Consider the following 17,069-nt stretch of genomic DNA (forward strand, 5'->3'; position numbering starts at 1 on the left):
CGGATTGTTCTATTAGGAGAGCGGCAGCAATTCTCTGTTTAGACGGCTTTTGCACCTTGTTCAGTTGTAACCCGGTATGGAATCTACAGTGTCGCTTCTGCACTGAGAAATTAATACTCTAGGCAAGAAATTCTTTGAGGAAAGGATCGTTGGATTCAAGCAGTGCGCGAGTTGTTCCGTCAAAGACCAGTTCTCCCTCATGTAGAACCAGAAATGTCGTGTTTGGATCGATCTGCTTTTCCGGTAGGGCCTCAATGCGGTTTTCTTCCCTGTTGTAACGGTGAGTTGTCATCACAAAGGCATCTTGGAGCCGATGAGTGACCAGAAGAGAACTGGAGTGGTACACGTCCCGTTGCTTCACAACCAGTTCAATGATGGTCGTTGAAGTAATAGGATCGAGCCCCCCGGTAGGAGAGTCATAAAGCAGTAGTTCAGGCTTTGTGATTATGGCGCGAGCGATGGCCACCCGGCGCTTCATGCCTCCCGAGAGTTCGGAAGGAAACTTCTCCATCGTGTGTTCCAGCTCCACAAACCGGAGAGCTTGCTCGACCCGGTCATTGATTTCATTTTCAGCAACATGTTCTTCCATGAGGCGGAAGGCAACATTGTCTCTGACATTCATCGAGTCGAAAAGTGCACTTTCCTGAAAAACAATGCCGATTCTGTCGCGCAAAGCAAAGAGGTCCCGTTCGGGCATCTTGGAGATATTCTGTCCGAAAACATAGATATCGCCGGAGTCGGGGCGAATGAGGCCATTTGCAAGCTTAAGCAGAACGCTCTTGCCCACTCCGGCCGGCCCCAGCAGAATACGGGTTTCTCCACGAGCTACCTGAAAAGAGATGTTTTTAAGGACCGGATTTCTATCGAACGAGATCGAAACATTGTCAAAGACAACGACCGGTTCACTCGTCGGTGTTTCTTGAGAACGCGCAAATGTGAGTGCGGTTTCTCCCACGGTCACCGCCCGAAGATGCCAATCATGAATCGGCTGATGATGAAGTCAACGGCGATGATAAGCACCGAAGACCAGACGACGGCTTGTGTTGTGGATCTGCCTACACCCTGCGTTCCACCCCGTGTGGACATGCCGTAAAAACAGCCGATGGTGGCGATGATGAATCCGAAGATGACGGGTTTGACCAGCCCCTGAATGACATCGGCAAACATTAGAGATTGATAGGCGCGATTAAAGTACTGCGAACCGTCCTGTCCCATCATGAAAACAGCAACTACTCCTCCGCCTAAAGTGCCGACTGCGTCAGAGATGATGGTCAAGAAAAAGAGCATGAAGACGGTAGCTACGATTCTGGGAGTAATCAGCTTCCTGATCGGGTCCGTCCCCAGAGAACGCATCGCGTCAATTTGCTCTGTCACAATCATGGATCCGAGCTCACTCGCCATTCCCGAGGCATTTCTGCCTGAAACCATAAGACTTGTGAGAACAGGACCCAATTCTTTGATCATCGACATGCTTACCAGCTCTCCGGTAACCGCCGTTGCTCCAAAGTGTGCCAATTGGGTTGCTGACTGGAGTGCCAGGACGCCGCCCGTAAAAAACCCGGTAAGAATGACAATTGGAATGGAGCCGACGCCGATCAGGTCAGCCTGGATGATCATGTCCGCCATATAACGGGGACGGGTAAACAGGTTTGCCAGCGCTTTACCGGAAAGGATGGCATAGTCCTGAACGGATTTCACAATTCGTTTGGCTATACCCTCAATCTTGTTCACTGGCATGATGTTCTGTCACTTAGATGCAACCCAATCGGCTCCGATGCGGAAACCTAAGGACTTAGCGTCATCGCTGATCAGGATGCTGTGGCTATTCTTTCACGCGCTTCTTGATTTCGATGTTTAAGCGCTTGATTTTCTGATTCAAAGTGGAAAGAGGGATGCGAAATTGCTCGGCTGCATCAGTTTGATTCCAATTGCAGCGTTCGAGCTTATCGATAATGATGCGCCGTTCAATATCCTCCAGGATGTCGAAAAGGGAGGCATCGGGGTTGTGTTCGACCAAGGCTGTCGAGTAGTTTTTGCCGGTCAAGTGGCCCGGCAGTAAATCGACTGTTATCGTTGTTCCTGAAGAGAGAACAACTCCACGTTCAATCACGTTCTCTAATTCTCGGACGTTCCCCGGCCAATCGTAATCGATTAGCACTCGCATGGCGTCGGGAGCCAACTGGCGGAGGGGAAGATCATTTTCGCTGGAAAACTGCTTGAGAAAGTGTGCGGTTAGGAGCGGAATATCCTGGCGGCGATTGCGTAGCGGCGGCAGGTCGATCGTAATCACATTCAGGCGGTAATAGAGATCTTCACGGAACTTTCCTTCGCGTACAGCCTGACGCAAATCCACATTGGTAGCCGCAATGATTCGGACATCCACCTGGATCTCCTGTACGCCACCCAGATGCATAAAGCGCCTGTCCTGCAGAACACGGAGGATTTTGGCCTGGGTATCCAGTCCCATGGTTCCGATTTCGTCCAGGAACAGGGTCCCTCCATTGGCTACTTCAAAGAGGCCCTTCTTTGCCGCAATTGCTGAGGTAAAGGCTCCTTTGACGTGGCCAAACAGAGTGGATTCCAGTAATTCGCTAGGAACGGCACCGGTATTTACCGGAACGAAAGGCCGGTCCTTGCGCGGCGAATTGGCGTGGAGAGCCTTTGCGATGAGCTCTTTCCCGGTACCACTCTCTCCTTGGACGAGGACGGTAGATCTGCTTGGAGCCACTTGCGCCACCAGATCGAAGATGCGCAACATCGGCTCGCTTTTGCCGATGATATTTTCGAAGTTGTACCGCTGCTTGAGGGCGCGCTTGAGCTGAATATTCTCTTCTTCAGCCTTGAAGCGGGCGATGGCAGCTCGAATATCGGCAAGAAGCTTCTCGTTATCCCATGGCTTTTGGACGAAATTCTGCGCTCCGGCCCGAATGGCATCGACTACGTTGTCGACTGTGCCGTAGGCCGTAATCATGATGACGGGAATATCGGTATGCTTTTGCCGGAGTTGGCCGAGTACTTCGATGCCGTTTTGTCCCGGGAGTGCTAAATCGAGCAGAACAAGGTCGTAAGACTTACGATCAAGCTGCGACAGGCCTGACTCCCCATCGACGGCCATTTCTACTGTGTAGCCCTCCAGCGTCAGGAGGGTTTCTAGTGATTCTCGAATACCTGCTTCGTCGTCGATGACGAGAATTCGGTGACTAACTTCTGATTCTGCATTCGGTGTTTCGGCGTTCACCGTAACAGTGCCTTCAGGCATGAGCCGGTTTCCTTACCATGGGGAATTCAAGATGAAATGTAGTTCCAGAGCCAACTTGGCTTTCGACGTAGATCTTTCCAGCATGTTCCTGGATGATTCCGTAGGTGACTGCCAGTCCTAATCCCGTACCGCGACGCTCCCCTTGCTTGGGAGCTGTCTTGGTGGTGAAGAATGGATCGTAGATGCGGTTTAGGTGCTCCGGGGCAATACCGGAACCCGTATCTGTAATTTTCACACAAGCATGGCCGTTGCTGACAGTGCTGACGTTCAAAGTTCCGCCACCTGTCATTGCATCCTTCGCGTTTAAGAACAGATTCAGGAAGACCTGCTGAAGCTTGCCGGGATTCCCCAGAATTAACGGCATTGACTCCTGCAAGTCGAGCTGCACATGCACCTGGGCTGTCTTGAATTGGTGTTCGAGCAGCACCAGAGTGTCGTGAATGATCCTATTCAGATCGAGTTCCCGGAACTCGGTTGTCCCTGTTCTGGAGAAGTTCAGAAGGCCGTTAACGATCTCCGAAGCTCGGAACGTCTGCTGCGTAATCTTCTCCAACAGCATTCCCAAGCGATCATCACCACGTACCTGCTTAGCCAGCATTTGCGTGTAGGACGAGATCACGGTCAAAGGCGTGTTGACCTCGTGAGCGACTCCTGCGGCAAGCAGGCCGATAGAAGAGAGCTTTTCCGCTTGAGTCAGCTGTGCTTCCAGTTCGACGCGATCAGTGATGTCGTCAACCAGGATGATTCGTCCCAGCGCGATGAAGTCTCTTGAAAGCAGTGGAGCGATAGCCAGATTAACGGTGCGTACCTCTCCCGCCTGGGTCGTCAACTTGAACTTGTAAAGGTTGTGTACCCCGGAGTCGTCGCGAACTTTATTGAACTCTTCTACAAACTCGGGCGGGAAGATGTCCTGCAGTTTCTTCCCGACAGTTTCATGACGGGCCATGGCATACATGGCCTCCATCTGAGTGTTCCAGCCTTCAATGTGGTCGTCCAGATCGACAGCAAGGATTCCGACATTGATGGATTCAACAATGTTCTCGTTGAATTCCTTCAGCTGCTCGTATTCGCTGATCTTTTCTTCAAGCTTGGTATAGAGACGTGCGTTCTGGATAGCAATGCCGATGTAGCTGGCTAACGATTCGAGCAGCTCAACATCTTCACTTGAGAGGAAGTCTCCGTCTGTCGTGCGGCCCAGCCCGATGACGGCGATGGTACGATCTTGCACCCGACAAGGCAGGTAGTAGTTGATATCCAGAAGGGAGGCCGCATGACGCTGTGCCTCAGGCAGATGCAGTACCTGCTGGGTATTTTCCAGGAAGAGATGGGTGCCGGATTCAGGCCGGTCGAAATTCAGAAAGTTCAGGTCCAGGTTTTCCTGTCCATCGGTGATGGATGCAGGCAGCCCGTGTGCAGCACGAATCTGGAAGCCACCCTCGTCCTTAATGACAAAGACTGCCACCCGGGCGACAAGCAAAGTCAGCGATAGCCGATCGACAATCGAATTCAACAGCGTCTTGAGATCGGTCTGGGAACTCAGCCCACGTCCAAACTCAATCAAGGTCTGGCGATAGTCATAGCGCGTGCGATCGAAGAGCCTGTCGACTCGACGCTGAATCATTCGCTTCAGCGGGTCGAAAAGCTGAGCCGTAATGGCGATAGCGAGGATCAATCCCCACGGACCGGCACTGGCAAAGCGGGTATGGACCAGTTCGGCAGCAAGAGCAACAGCTCCGAAGTAGAGACCTACGATGGTGGCCGTAGCCAAGGTGTAGGTCACACCGCGCTTGAAGATCAGGTCTACATCCATCAGCCGGTAGCGGATGATGGCCCAGCTGAAGGTCAGAGGGAGAAAGACCAGGGAGAACCCGGCTACTGTAGTGATCCATCCCCTCACCTGAATATCCGCAATAGAGGGGATAGCACTCAGGAGGGTGAAGGGAATAACGGTGAGCAAGGCACCGCGAGTCAACCACTTGAGCTGTTGACGGCGTAAAGGATTGTCTGTCCGCTTATAGCTGATGAGTAAAAGCACCGCAGCCAGGATGTAAAAGGAATCCTGATAAGCGGTTGCGATTTGATCCAACCGGTGCTGCAGTCGCTCGGTTGCGGAAAACCATTCGATTGCCGCAAGCTGCAGGCCCACCACCATCGCTGCCGGTGTGTACACGGCATAAACGAGCCATCGCTTATTGCGAATGGAATCGCGTTCTTGTGGAAAGGCTAGAGCGAAATGTACGAAGAGAGCCGGTTGAAGAGCTCCCGCTAGGATCTTTCCCCAGTAAATGGTCCAGTCGAGAATGTCGAACTCAGTCGTGTAATTAAAGGCGTACAGGATGAACGACACTAGACAGAACACATAAAAGTGCATCGATCTTGGTGCAGTCCACCGTCTGAACAAAACGTACAGGCCGATAAACAGGTAAACAAGAGCGACAAATCGCAATACCTGGTTGAGATTGCGGTTTTGAGGCTCCAGGATGATCGGGATATCGAACTTTACCCCGTCACGAACGATGGTATAGGTTGCCTTGGCGTAGGGGCCGGTACGAAACAGTTCTCTGGTAAGCGAGGCGATTCGTGAAGTGGAGTGGTTGTTAGCGGCTACGAGCAAGTCTCCGGGCTTAATTCCTGCTCTTTGTCCCGGGCCACCGGCAAGAACCTGTTCGGCCACTAAGTTTCTTTGGCCATTTTGGCTTTCCAGCCACCAGACTCCATCGACGGGCTGTTGGAAATGGTTTTCTTCCATGAAATTCATACCAGCGAGAATGGTTGCTGCCAGCGTGAAAACAGCCAACAACACCACCGCCAGTCGAATTGATACAGGCCGCTGCATGGTTACACGTATAGTTTCGCCCTAAATTAGGACAATGCGAGAGTCAGGTGTGCACGTTACCTGCCAACCGCAAAAAGCTCCCTCGGGTGGAGCTTTGTAACAGTATACCTTTGAAAAATCTGCTAGTTAGGATGCTGAACGTTTGATAAGTCTTATCTTCCGCCCCACGGGAGAATCCGTTTTTCAGAAGATTTTGAATCTATCTATGGAAGTGTGTAACCTGTTTAAATTTTTCTGAAAGGTTCGTACAGACGGTACTGGACATCTTTTTCCCCATCAATTCTCTCTAACCATCAGCGTTTTGAGTGCCGTGCGGAAGGGGTTGTAGCAGTTTATGACGTTAGCCACCTGGATGTATTCAGGGGAAGATGCCGATTCCATAGCGGCAGAAGAGAAGTGGGTTGAAGTCGACGGTCGGCGGATTCGATATCTGAAGGCAGGGAGTGGGCCTGATCTGGTCCTGCTGCATGGCTTGTTGGGTTCGGCGGATTGTTGGGAACGCGTCTTCCCCCACCTCGCAAAAGATTCGACAGTTTACGCGATCGATGCTCTGGGATGCGGAAAGTCCGATAGAGTTAGCAATCTCGATGCGGGGCTTGGAGCTGCTGCCGAACGCTTATTAGCCTTCCTTAATGCCGTAGGTTTGGAAAGAGTCGATTTACTCGGCACCTCTCATGGAGGTTCTGTAGCCATGACTCTTGCTGCCCGGTATCCCAGACGGATTCGTAACTTAATTCTGCACGCTCCAGCAAATCCTTATTCCAAAGCTGCAGATCCACTGATCTTCTTCTATCAAACAATGCTAGGGAGATGGTTCGCTCATCGCATGCTTACCATGCCCAGAAGACTGCAGCGGCTTGCTTTGGCACGCATGTATGGAACGGTTAAGGACATTCGGGAGGGATTGATAGAGAGGCATCTCGGCTGTCTTCTGCAGAAAGGCACCATAGAGCATCAATTGGAAATTGTCCGCAATTTCTCCAGAGACATGAAGCTTCTTACCTCAGAGATACCGCTGCTCGCCAGTCATCCCGTGTTGATTTTGTGGGGAACTCATGACCGGGTGGTCAGTCTGCAATCGGGAATGGAGTTAAGAAAGCTGTTGCCGAACGTTACGGTGACACTTCTTCCTGGTGCCGGACATCTGCCCTATGAAGAATCCCCGGAAGAGTTTGCTCAGGCTGTAAACCTGTTTCTGCGTAAGCAGAACAGGGAAGTAAATCTGAAGCCTGTACTCGTCGAGCGGGAACCGAGACAGATTTCTTCTGCCGCATAGTCAGGAAAAAATACAGCCGTTCTTTGGGGAACGGCTGTATTCCGGCGTGCGATGTATTTGAAAGTCTTGCTGCTACTTATAATTTCTGAACCGCAGCAGCAATCTTCTTTAGTTCAAGGAGCACTTCTCCGAGTGGCACAGCGGCGGCATCGCGTGTACCGAGCGAGAAGTAGACCTTCTTATAAAGTGCAAACAGCTTTTCGTAAACGGCAACCGATTCCGGCTCCGGTTGAAATACCTTTTCCGGCAGGCACATCTTTTTCTGTGCCTCTTCGATGGATGGGAAGGCCTTTGCCGCAAGGAGTGCGAAGATCGCCGCACCGCGGCTTGTCGGAATTCCGTCCGGCACCAGAATCGGCTTGTTCAATACATTCGCGTAAATCTGGTTCAGGACAGCGTTTTGCTGCGGAATGCCACCGGCATTGATAACGCGCTCAACGGGAACACCGTGCTCTGCCATTCTTTCCAGGATGATCCGGGTATGGAATGCAGTGCCTTCGATTGCAGCGAAGAGCTCGTCCTGTGCTGTGTGGATCAGATTCCAACCCAGGGTGACACCACCAAGCTCGGCGTTTACGAGAACGGTGCGGTCGCCATTGTCCCAGCTTAGGCGCAGCAGTCCGGTTTGGCCGCCACGGTACTTTTCCAGTCCATTGGACAGGTCCTTCACCGAAGTTCCAGCACGGCGCGCGATGGCACTAAAGATGTCTCCTGTTGCGGAAAGCCCTGCTTCGATACCCGTGTAGGCGGGATGTACGCTTCCCGGAACAACCCCGCAAACGCCCGGCACCAGCTCTGTCTTTGCTGCCATGGCGATAATGCAGGTCGAGGTTCCGACAACATTGACGACGTCTCCCTCACGGCAACCTGCTCCGATGGCATCCCAGTGTGCGTCGAAAGCTCCTACCGGAATTGGTATACCGGCATTCAACCCCATCTGTTCTGCCCACTCCGAAGCGAGGCCTCCGGCAATGTGATCGGAGGTGTAGCAAGGGCTATCCAGCTTTTCACGTACGCCGTCGAAGAGCGGATCGAGCTTTGATAAGAACGATTGCGGCGGAAGTCCTCCCCACTTGGGATTCCACATCCACTTGTGACCCATGGCGCAAACGCTGCGGTTTACTTTGCTGGCATCCTTAATGCCGCACAGAGTTGCCGCCACCATGTCGCAATGTTCAAAAGCTGTCACGAATTGATCGCGCTTGTCCGGATTATGCCGCAGCCAGTGCAGCAATTTGGCGAAGCCCCATTCGTGGGAATAAACGCCGCCGCACCATTGAATTGCTTCGACGCCCTCGGCGTGAGCTAAACGAGTGATCTCTTCGGCTTCGGATTTTGCCCGATGATCGCACCAGAGATAGTAATCGCCAAGCGGCTTCAGATCTTTGCCGACCGGGATGACGCTTGATCCTGTGGTATCGATAGCCAGAGCCGCAACATCTTTTCCCTGTACGCCCGCCGATTTGAGTGCCTCCCGGGTGGCTTTCACCAGAGCCTTCATCTGGTCGTCGTGAGACTGGGTGGCGTAATCGGGATCGTCACGCCGGCGCTTGAGTTCGTATTCCGCAACGGCAGTGCCCAGCCAGCCGCGCTCGCTATCGAGAAGAGTTACACGCACGCTGAGCGTGCCAAAATCCACACCTGCAACAGTCGTCATTGTCCTTGTCCGTAGGTTGCCTTCGCGCCATGTTTGCGGAAGTAGTGATGGTCTTGCACGTATTTGGCTAATCCCTCGGCGGGAGCACCTAACGTGACAGTGCGATATGCCAAGCGGGCAATGTATTCAAGCAGGTCGGCATTCTCTACCGCATCTGCTGCATTTTTGCCCCAGGTGAATGGTGCATGTCCGGCAACAACCACACCGGGAACAGCCAGCGGATCCAGTCCACCCTCGCGGAAGCGACGAACGATTACGACGCCTGTATTAAGGACATAGGCACTGTTCACCTCTTCTTCCGAGAGCTGTTCCGTTACCGGGACCGAACCGTGAAAGTAGTCGGCATGAGTTGTCCCAAAGCATGGAATTGGGCGCTGCGCTTGTGCCCATGAGGTGGCAAATTCAGAGTGCGTATGTACGACGCCACCGATTTGGGGGAACTCTTTGTAAAGCAACAAATGTGTTTCCAGATCGCTGGAAGGACGAAGAGTGCCATCTACGCGGCTGCCGTCCAGTTTTACCACCACGATGTCTTCCGGGCGCATCGTGTCGTACGGGACACCGCTTGGTTTGATCGCCACTACCGGTTCCGATCCGGAGCGATCGATTCCGCTGGCATTCCCGAAGGTGTGGAGAGCCAGCCCACGCCGAGCGATCTCTACATTTGCATGCAACACTTCTTCACGCAGTTTTTGATAGAGCACGAGATAATCTCCCATTGGTATGGCCATCGAGCCAAGATCGGCGGAACCGTTCTTCTGAGGACGTGCGAACCAAACTCTAACACCTTCTCCAGGTCGTGAAAGAGATCGACGATTGCCTTCACGAATCCAAAATCAGGAGTACTAAAGCAATTCCGGTAGCGGTAAAGGGTTTTAATCTCCGATATACAACCGGGCCGGGGCTGCTTTAGGGCCGGGTTCTTTTTATCACATTTTTCAGCAAACGTTTGCTGAAACTTTCGCGATATCTCGGCTCGTTTGTTCCTGCTTCGGCTTCCCACTGATTCCAAAGAAGATACACCCCTGCTTTGGTTCTTCCTGGCCAGCCAGTCTCTTCGTTGACCAGCCGTTCTCCTCTATTGGGCGGGTCGCAACCGTGGCAAATCGGGATGAAAGGCTTTCCTGGAGCCTGGATTTCGTTCCTTTGGGGGTAAACCGGCCCAAGACGGACTCGTCTACATAAACAATGGAGCACAGCCTCACAATTCACGCTATTCCTCAGACGGATGTGACATCGAGCGAACAAGAGGAGTTCGATGAGATCTTCCTTCGTCACCGGGCACAAGTTTTCCGCTTTCTGCTATCGCTGTTGCGGGATCGGGATGCTGCCGAGACGCTGACGCAGGAATGCTTCCTTCGTGCTTTTCGCGGCTGGTCGAGCTTTCGTCAGGAGGCCAATCCCCTGACCTGGCTAATGCGTATCGCGGTCAATCTGACGCGGGACTATTGGCGAAATCGCAAACTCCAGTTCTGGAAGCATGTTCCTGCTGTCGAAGTGAGCGAAGTCAGCGACTGGCTTCCCGGGAATGGTGCGAATCCAGAGCGGAGGCTGTTGGCTTGTCAGCAGGTGGAAGCTGTATGGAAGGCCGTTGAGGAGTTATCTCCGCGCCAAAGGACGGTCTTTCTTCTGCGCTTCGTCGAGGAGATGGAACTTAGCGAAATTGCCGAGGCAACCGGAATGAACCTTGGGACTGTGAAGTCCCATTTAGCCCGAGGACTGGACTCAGTCCGTAAACAACTTAGGAGACAAGCGTGAAAAAGGACTGCGAGCTTGAACTCATGGATAAGGAGCTGGAAGAGATTCTCAGCCAGTTCCGAGCAAGTGCCCATGCGTGGAGTGCGCAGGAGTATGCCCGAACCTCTATCGAGTCTCCTGCTGCTTTCCGTCGTCACAGGAAGTGGCCCGTACGCTGGGCCCTGGCGGTATGCCTTATGGTGATTGCCGCTTCTGTTCCTGTACACCGGGAGCATGTCAGACAGACACATGAGATTCAGGCTGCCATGGATGCGCAAGCAGATGCGCAATTGCTGGAGGATGTAGATGCCGCTGTTTCCAGACGGGTCCCGGCATCCATGTCTCCACTGACGATCCTTATCGCTTCGGATGAACCTGGTTCCGAACAACTTACAAATCGCAAGACCAGGCAAGGAGAGACAGAACCATGAATTTACGAAAGGGACTTGGCATTGTTGCCTGCGTGATTGGGGTGCTTCTGCCTGTTGGCCTCGGTGCTCAACAGAAGCAACCTAGTCCGCCGACTGCCATGGGACCAAAGCGACCTCCGATGGAGAGAGCCTTTGGCCCGCGAGGACCACGTCCTCGTTGGTGGGATGACCCACAGATTGCCCAAAAAATTGGGCTTACCGAAGATCAGCGGAAGAAAATGGATGACATTTTCCATCAGCACCGTCTAAAACTTATCGACCTTGAAGCGAATCTTCGGAAAGAAGAAATAGCAATGGAGCCGCTTGTGGATGCCGATCAGCCAGATGAGCCAAAACTTCTGGCGCAGATCGATAAAGTTGCACAAGCGCGGGCAGAGCTGGAGAAAGCAAACGCCCGTATGCTGCTCGGTATCCGGCGAGTCATGACTGCTGACCAGTGGAAGAAGTTGCAGGCGGAACATCGCGAAGGAAGAGAGCATAACGTACCACCTCCTCCAGGTTGGGGCGGCGGCCCCCATGGGCAAAATGGCCCTCCGGGAGAACCTCCCCACGGAATGGACGATTAGGCGAACCATTCCAACCGAATTTCCCCTGTGTCACACACATACACCTTGAGCAGCCGGCCCAGAAACGGCTGCTCGTTTTTTTTTTGCTCTAGACGCCTATCTGTTCGGTCCAACAAAATCCGCTCTTCATTCTTTTGCCAGTGCATAGTAGTAGAAGAAGTGTTCCGGAGATGAAGGCGCAGAATGTTGCGGATTGCATTCGACGATCTACAAGAAACCCTCATACGAGTTCTGGAGAAATTGAGCTTCACTCCCGAGCGTGCAGAAACCTGCTCCAGGCTTTTTGTCGAGACCACATGCGATGGGGTGTACACGCATGGAGTGAATCGTTTTCCACGATTCGTCGCCATGATTCATAACGGCTGCATCGATGTCTCCAACTCTCCGGAGAGAATATCCAGCTTCGGAGCTCTTGAACGTTGGGATGGCCGACGTGGCCCCGGGAATCTCAATGCGTATGACTGTATGGCACGTGCCATCACCCTGAGCTGTGAACACGGAATTGGCTGCGTCAGTCTTCGAAATACCAATCACTGGATGCGAGGTGGCTCCTACGGATGGCAAGCCGCCGAGGCTGGCGTTATCGGAATTTGCTGGACAAACACTCTGCCGAACTTGCCTCCCTGGGGTGGACTGGACCCTTGCTTGGGGAATAATCCTCTTGTCTTCGCTGTGCCTCGAAGGGCCGGACATGTTGTTCTCGATATGGCTATGTCGCAGTTTTCTTACGGAGCACTTGAGAGCTACCGCAAGCGTGGAGAGAGCCTGCCTGTTGATGGAGGTTTCGATTCGGAAGGCAATCTCACTCGTGATCCCGGTCAAATAGAAAAGTCGCAGAGACCGTTACCTATTGGCTATTGGAAGGGGTCCGGACTTTCCATGGTTCTGGACATGATTGCCGCGATGACATCTCTGGGTAAGGCAACACATCAGCTGGCTCCCGATCCTCTGCAGGAGGTCGGAATCTCTCAGATGTTTATCGCTATTCATCCCGCTGCATTGGGTTCCGAGGATGAGCTTTCGAAGATTGCCGATGACATAGTCGCATCTCTGCGTCAATGTCGAACCGCCGTGTCCAACAAACCAACTCGTTATCCGGGAGAACGAGTCTTGAGTATTCGTGCTGAGAATCAAAAGCTTGGAATACCAGTTGATGAAGAGGTATGGCAGCAGATATTGGCAATGGCCTAGTCTGCATCGTTTGCAGGTAGCTGGCTAGCTCATCCGGTGAAACTTGGGGATATCATAGAACCCATGTCGAAACCTCGCCGCAATTTTTCGTTCTTGCTGGATGACTCTATGTCCTCAGCGAAGCGGCGTAAGGTTCCGCATGAATTCGTTCTTGATAAGCTCTCTCCCTTACCAATTGAAACCCGTTCTATGTTCGGGTGTCTTGCAGTTTATGTAGGTGACAAGATTGTTCTTCTCTTGCGAGATCGGGCCGACCATACAGTGGATAACGGAGTTTGGCTGGCCACAACGAAAGATCACCATGACAGCTTGCGGAAGGAATTTCCGAATATGCGGTCAATCTACGTCCTTGGCAAAGATCCCACAGGCTGGCAGGTGCTTCCCGTGAGTGCTTCGGATTTTGAGGAAGCGGCCCTACACGCCTGTGAACTTATTCTCGGGGGCGATTCTCGTATCGGTAAGATTCCGAAATCCCGGCAGCGCTCACGTTCATAGCAGATAGCTCCAATACCTGTTGATGAAAGATCGGGCGTGAGTCGTGGAGCTGTTATCAGTAGAGCTGTCGAATAGTCATAGAACTGGGACTCATGCTCTGAGCGGCGATTCATTCCGGCAGTGCATGCATTGTTGTAGCTGGGTAGAAAGAAAACTGCTTTTCTCTACATACAGCAGCCCTCGACAAAAGTTGCGGTTCTGCTAGATGAATCCTTATCTTTTCCTCTTTTGGTCCTTATAAGAGGTCATAGATTACCTTTTCTCTATGTTTGACGAAGAGGTATTAACTTATGTGGCATCTGTGGGCATCGGTTTTAGCATCGTATTCAACGCATACCCGAGGTAGGTTCCGCAGCTGAAAGATCGGATATGTAGATAAGGGCTCGTGATGCGGCTATCCAGACTTTACTTCTTTTCTCTTGCATCTTTGTTGGCTTTGGTTGCTGGTTGTAGTGTCAATGTTCATCCTAGCGAATCTACTGGCGGTGGTTCCGGAGGCGGCAGTATTTCACCTCTTGTGATTACTACTACGTCACCTCTTCCGGTGGGAGTAGCCAACACTGTATATAGCGATACGCTCACGGCAGTTGGTGGCAACGGAATATTCAGTTGGAGTATTGTGTCCGGGAGTTTGCCTGCCGGATTAAGCCTGAATAGTGGAACAGGGATTATCTCTGGGACGCCTACTACGGCTGGTTCGAGCTCTTTCATTATTCAGGTTTCCGATTCTGAATCCACTCCACAAAAAACCACCCTGAACACTGTCCTCACGATTGATGCTCCTCTTGTAATCACAACAACCTCGTTGCCTGCGGGACAACAGAACGCTGCATATAGCGCACAGCTCACCGCAACCGGCGGTGTGCTTCCGTATACGTGGAGTCTGGGAGCGGGAAGCCAATTGCCTGCTGGTCTGACTTTGAGCGCAGGAGGCTTACTCTCTGGAGTTCCAACAGCAGCCAGCGATACAACGCTTCAATTCGTTGTAACCGACTCTGCGAAAAATACTGCTACAGCAAATCTGAGGCTGGTGATTAACCCGGCTATTGCAGCAATTCCGGATGGTACTTACTCTTTCGTCTTTTCCGGTACTACGCCTCAAGGGTCGCCTAGCAGACAGGATGCGATTACGGTCAATGGAACGTTTACTCTTCAATCGGGCGAGGTACTTTCCGGGTTTGTCGATGAACATACGAACAGCGGAGCGGCCCTGAATAAGCAAGCGATCTCCGGTGGGACCTGGACGAATAGCTCAACCGGCTTAGGCTCCATCCTCTTCAATTTCCCTGGAGGAGGAACTGTAGCTCTTGCTGTCGCTACACCTGCGTCGGTAGCTCCCGGGAAAAATACTGCGATGCGTATCATCCAGTTTGACGATACGAACGGGAATGGAACCAGGGGTTCCGGTATTCTCAAGCTGGCTTCTCCTGTAGCATCTACTACTGCCATCAAGGGAAATTTTGCCTTCCTCTTCAGTGGCATAGATCTGAATCAACGTCAGGAAGCATTGGTCGGTTCCTTCCAGACAGATGGAGCTGGAAAGATTGTTGGTGGTTCTGCCGACGCAAATTCAGCAGGTACAGCAGGACGCTGGAATAACCTTGGCGGCTCTTACTCCGTCGATGCGAATGGCCGAGGTATTCTCACCCTTGTCATAGGAGGAGGCAGCTACCACTTCAGCTTCTACGCGGTCTCGCCTGGCGAGTGGATGGTAACTTCTACTGACAAGCCAAGTCTGAATGCTCCTCTTGTCAGTGGTCGCGTACTACAGCAGTCTTTCACCCTAAATCCTTCTCCATTGCCTGCAAAGGGCGTCATGGCACTCAACGGTTTGTCCCCGCTTGCTGGCGGTGGCGTGACCCCCGACCTTACGGTAGGGATAGCGACCTCGGATGGTACGGGGCATGTGGTTTACATCTTTGATGAGTACAACGGAACCCTGGCTACCGGGACAGAGGTTTCCGTCCACTATACGATTGACCCCACAACTGGAAAGGTGATTCCTCCCGAGCCGAGTTGGCAACCGCTTCTATATGTCATTGACAATACTTCGGCATTTATCTTGGTGCCGGATAAGTCTGCGGATTCCGGGATCATTGAGGCTCAGTCGGGTGGACCTTTTGCAAATCCATCTTTCAAAGGGAATTATCTCGGCGGAAGCATGCCATTGGGAATTCCAAGTGCATTGAATGAGATTGCATTGGTTGCGGCGGATGGGCAGGGAAACATAACTATTACTTCAGACCGGAGTACAAGCCAGGGATTGATTCAGAACCAGAGTGTATCCGGTACCTATGCTGCCGACAGCAATGGCCGAATCCTGGTTACAACTCCGGATGGTCTTGTTCGGATTTTCTATGTTGTTTCCCCGGATAAAGCCGTATATCTGACGAATGATGGTGGAGGTTATCTCGGCAGCTTCGAACAATAAATTGGCAGCTGGAAGAAAAAGATAGAAAGGCTGTCTATTTCCGTTTTCGTCGTTCGATACAGAGCAGAGATTTCAGTGGATTCAGCCCAGGCTGAGTCTCTGAGATCTCTGCTCTAAAGTTTTTTGGGAGAAGAGAGGACCTCATGCAGAAGATCACGCCGTTTTTGTGGTTTAACGACAAGGCCGAAGAGGCAATGAACTTTTACATTTCCATCTTTAAACAATCGAAGCCATGCAGGATCTCCCGTTACGGAGATGCTGGTCCTGGACCCAAGGGATCTGTGATGTGTGCGTCCTTCGAAATCTGTGGTCAGGAATTTATCGCACTCAATGGCGGCCCCCATTTCACCTTCACTCCTGCCGTTTCTTTTATGGTCAATTGCGAGACGCAGGAGGAGGTAGATGAATTCTGGGAAAAGCTTTCCGAAGGCGGCGAGAAAAGCCAGTGTGGGTGGCTGAAGGATAAGTTCGGCCTTTCCTGGCAGGTTGTTCCTACCGTCCTAAATGAGCTCATGAGCGATCCGGATCCAGCACGAACAGGTCGCGTGATGAGAGCCATCCTTCAGATGGGCAAGATAGACATTAAGCAATTGCAGGAAGCCTACGACGGCACGCAAGAGATGCCGAGTGTAAAGATGGCTAGCTAGAAATCCCCGAAAGATAAAAGACTAAGCAGCTGATCTTGGAATGGACGCGTAGAAGCGAAGGAGAGTAACTGTGAAATTCATGATGATGGTAAGGGCAAATCAGGAGTCCGAAGCTGGCGTAATGCCCAGCGAAGAGCTTATTGCTGCGATGGGACGATACAACGAGGAATTGGTGAAGGCCGGAGTGCTTCTTGATCTTGCAGGACTTCAACCTAGCTCCAAGGGTGCCCGCATCAAGTTTTCAGGCGGTAAGCCGCTGGTGATTGACGGTCCGTTTGCAGAGGCAAAGGAGCTGATTGCCGGATATTGGATTATTCAGGTGAAGTCTCGGGAAGAGGCTGTCGAATGGGCGAAACGTGTTCCTTCGCCTTTTGGAGAAGACAAAGAGGGAGAAATTGAGCTACGTCAATTCTTCGAGTTGGAAGATTTCGCTCCCAGCGAGGCCGTCGATCGCGCACGCAAACTAGGCGAGGAGCTAGTAGCAACTAAGAAATAAATCAATGTTGCAGGAACGGGCTCGCAACGGATGTAGACCTAGAGATT

The 17,069-nt window shown here is 52.1% G+C and carries 15 protein-coding genes; 9 read left to right on the forward strand and 6 right to left on the reverse strand.

Annotated features, from left to right (window positions below):
- Nucleotides 1-118: 118 nt before the first annotated feature.
- The 4 genes from AC6I7T_RS21265 to AC6I7T_RS21280 all read right to left on the reverse strand — a co-directional run bounded on the left by AC6I7T_RS21265 (nt 119) and on the right by AC6I7T_RS21280 (nt 6,095).
- Nucleotides 119-955 (reverse strand): ABC transporter ATP-binding protein, encoded by an 837-nt coding sequence (locus tag AC6I7T_RS21265; RefSeq protein WP_497789631.1) that lies wholly within the window; start codon nt 953-955, stop codon nt 119-121.
- 2 nt (nt 956-957) lie between these two features.
- Nucleotides 958-1,737 carry an MlaE family ABC transporter permease gene (locus tag AC6I7T_RS21270; protein WP_497789632.1) on the reverse strand — a complete coding sequence of 260 codons (780 nt, stop codon included), beginning with the start codon at nt 1,735-1,737 and terminating at the stop codon, nt 958-960.
- Between the two features lie 85 nt (nt 1,738-1,822).
- A complete protein-coding gene (locus AC6I7T_RS21275; RefSeq protein WP_497789634.1) occupies nt 1,823-3,259 on the reverse strand; it encodes a sigma-54-dependent transcriptional regulator in 1,437 nt (478 codons plus the stop codon).
- Entirely contained in the window at nt 3,252-6,095 is a 2,844-nt protein-coding gene (locus tag AC6I7T_RS21280; protein ID WP_497789636.1) for an ATP-binding protein, read from the reverse strand. The genes AC6I7T_RS21275 and AC6I7T_RS21280 overlap by 8 nt, the downstream gene beginning before the upstream one ends.
- A gap of 334 nt (nt 6,096-6,429) precedes the next feature.
- Between AC6I7T_RS21280 and AC6I7T_RS21285 the strand changes: the two genes are divergently transcribed.
- Entirely contained in the window at nt 6,430-7,371 is a 942-nt protein-coding gene (locus tag AC6I7T_RS21285; RefSeq protein WP_497789637.1) for an alpha/beta fold hydrolase, read from the forward strand.
- 76 nt (nt 7,372-7,447) lie between these two features.
- Here AC6I7T_RS21285 and AC6I7T_RS21290 read toward each other — a convergent pair whose 3' ends face one another.
- Nucleotides 7,448-9,028 (reverse strand): ribulokinase, encoded by a 1,581-nt coding sequence (locus AC6I7T_RS21290; RefSeq protein ID WP_497789638.1) that lies wholly within the window; start codon nt 9,026-9,028, stop codon nt 7,448-7,450.
- Nucleotides 9,025-9,732 carry an L-ribulose-5-phosphate 4-epimerase AraD gene (araD, locus tag AC6I7T_RS21295; protein WP_497789639.1) on the reverse strand — a complete coding sequence of 236 codons (708 nt, stop codon included), beginning with the start codon at nt 9,730-9,732 and terminating at the stop codon, nt 9,025-9,027. Before araD ends, AC6I7T_RS21290 begins: the two co-directional genes overlap by 4 nt.
- 484 nt (nt 9,733-10,216) lie before the next feature.
- Here araD and AC6I7T_RS21300 point away from each other — a divergent pair, with 484 nt between their 5' ends.
- The 8 genes from AC6I7T_RS21300 to AC6I7T_RS21335 all read left to right on the forward strand — a co-directional run bounded on the left by AC6I7T_RS21300 (nt 10,217) and on the right by AC6I7T_RS21335 (nt 17,022).
- Nucleotides 10,217-10,786, forward strand: a complete 570-nt coding sequence (locus AC6I7T_RS21300) for an RNA polymerase sigma factor (RefSeq protein WP_497789640.1) — start codon at nt 10,217-10,219, stop codon at nt 10,784-10,786.
- On the forward strand, nt 10,783-11,196 hold the full coding sequence (locus AC6I7T_RS21305) for a hypothetical protein (protein WP_497789642.1): 414 nt from the start codon (nt 10,783-10,785) through the stop codon (nt 11,194-11,196). Before AC6I7T_RS21300 ends, AC6I7T_RS21305 begins: the two co-directional genes overlap by 4 nt.
- On the forward strand, nt 11,193-11,762 hold the full coding sequence (locus tag AC6I7T_RS21310; RefSeq protein ID WP_497789643.1) for a Spy/CpxP family protein refolding chaperone: 570 nt from the start codon (nt 11,193-11,195) through the stop codon (nt 11,760-11,762). The genes AC6I7T_RS21305 and AC6I7T_RS21310 overlap by 4 nt, the downstream gene beginning before the upstream one ends.
- Nucleotides 11,763-11,945: 183 nt before the next feature.
- Nucleotides 11,946-12,953, forward strand: coding sequence for a 3-dehydro-L-gulonate 2-dehydrogenase (yiaK, locus tag AC6I7T_RS21315; RefSeq protein WP_497789644.1), 1,008 nt, complete (start codon nt 11,946-11,948; stop codon nt 12,951-12,953).
- A 108-nt stretch (nt 12,954-13,061) separates the two neighbouring features.
- On the forward strand, nt 13,062-13,448 hold the full coding sequence (locus tag AC6I7T_RS21320) for a hypothetical protein (RefSeq protein WP_497789646.1): 387 nt from the start codon (nt 13,062-13,064) through the stop codon (nt 13,446-13,448).
- Between the two features lie 388 nt (nt 13,449-13,836).
- A complete protein-coding gene (locus tag AC6I7T_RS21325; RefSeq protein ID WP_497789647.1) occupies nt 13,837-15,879 on the forward strand; it encodes a putative Ig domain-containing protein in 2,043 nt (680 codons plus the stop codon).
- A 143-nt stretch (nt 15,880-16,022) separates the two neighbouring features.
- Nucleotides 16,023-16,526: a VOC family protein gene (locus tag AC6I7T_RS21330; protein ID WP_497789649.1), complete on the forward strand. Its 504-nt coding sequence runs from the start codon at nt 16,023-16,025 to the stop codon at nt 16,524-16,526.
- Between the two features lie 79 nt (nt 16,527-16,605).
- Nucleotides 16,606-17,022 carry a YciI family protein gene (locus tag AC6I7T_RS21335; protein WP_497789651.1) on the forward strand — a complete coding sequence of 139 codons (417 nt, stop codon included), beginning with the start codon at nt 16,606-16,608 and terminating at the stop codon, nt 17,020-17,022.
- Nucleotides 17,023-17,069: the final 47 nt, after the last annotated feature.

The sequence above is a fragment of the Humiphilus diazotrophicus genome (genome assembly GCF_059726315.1).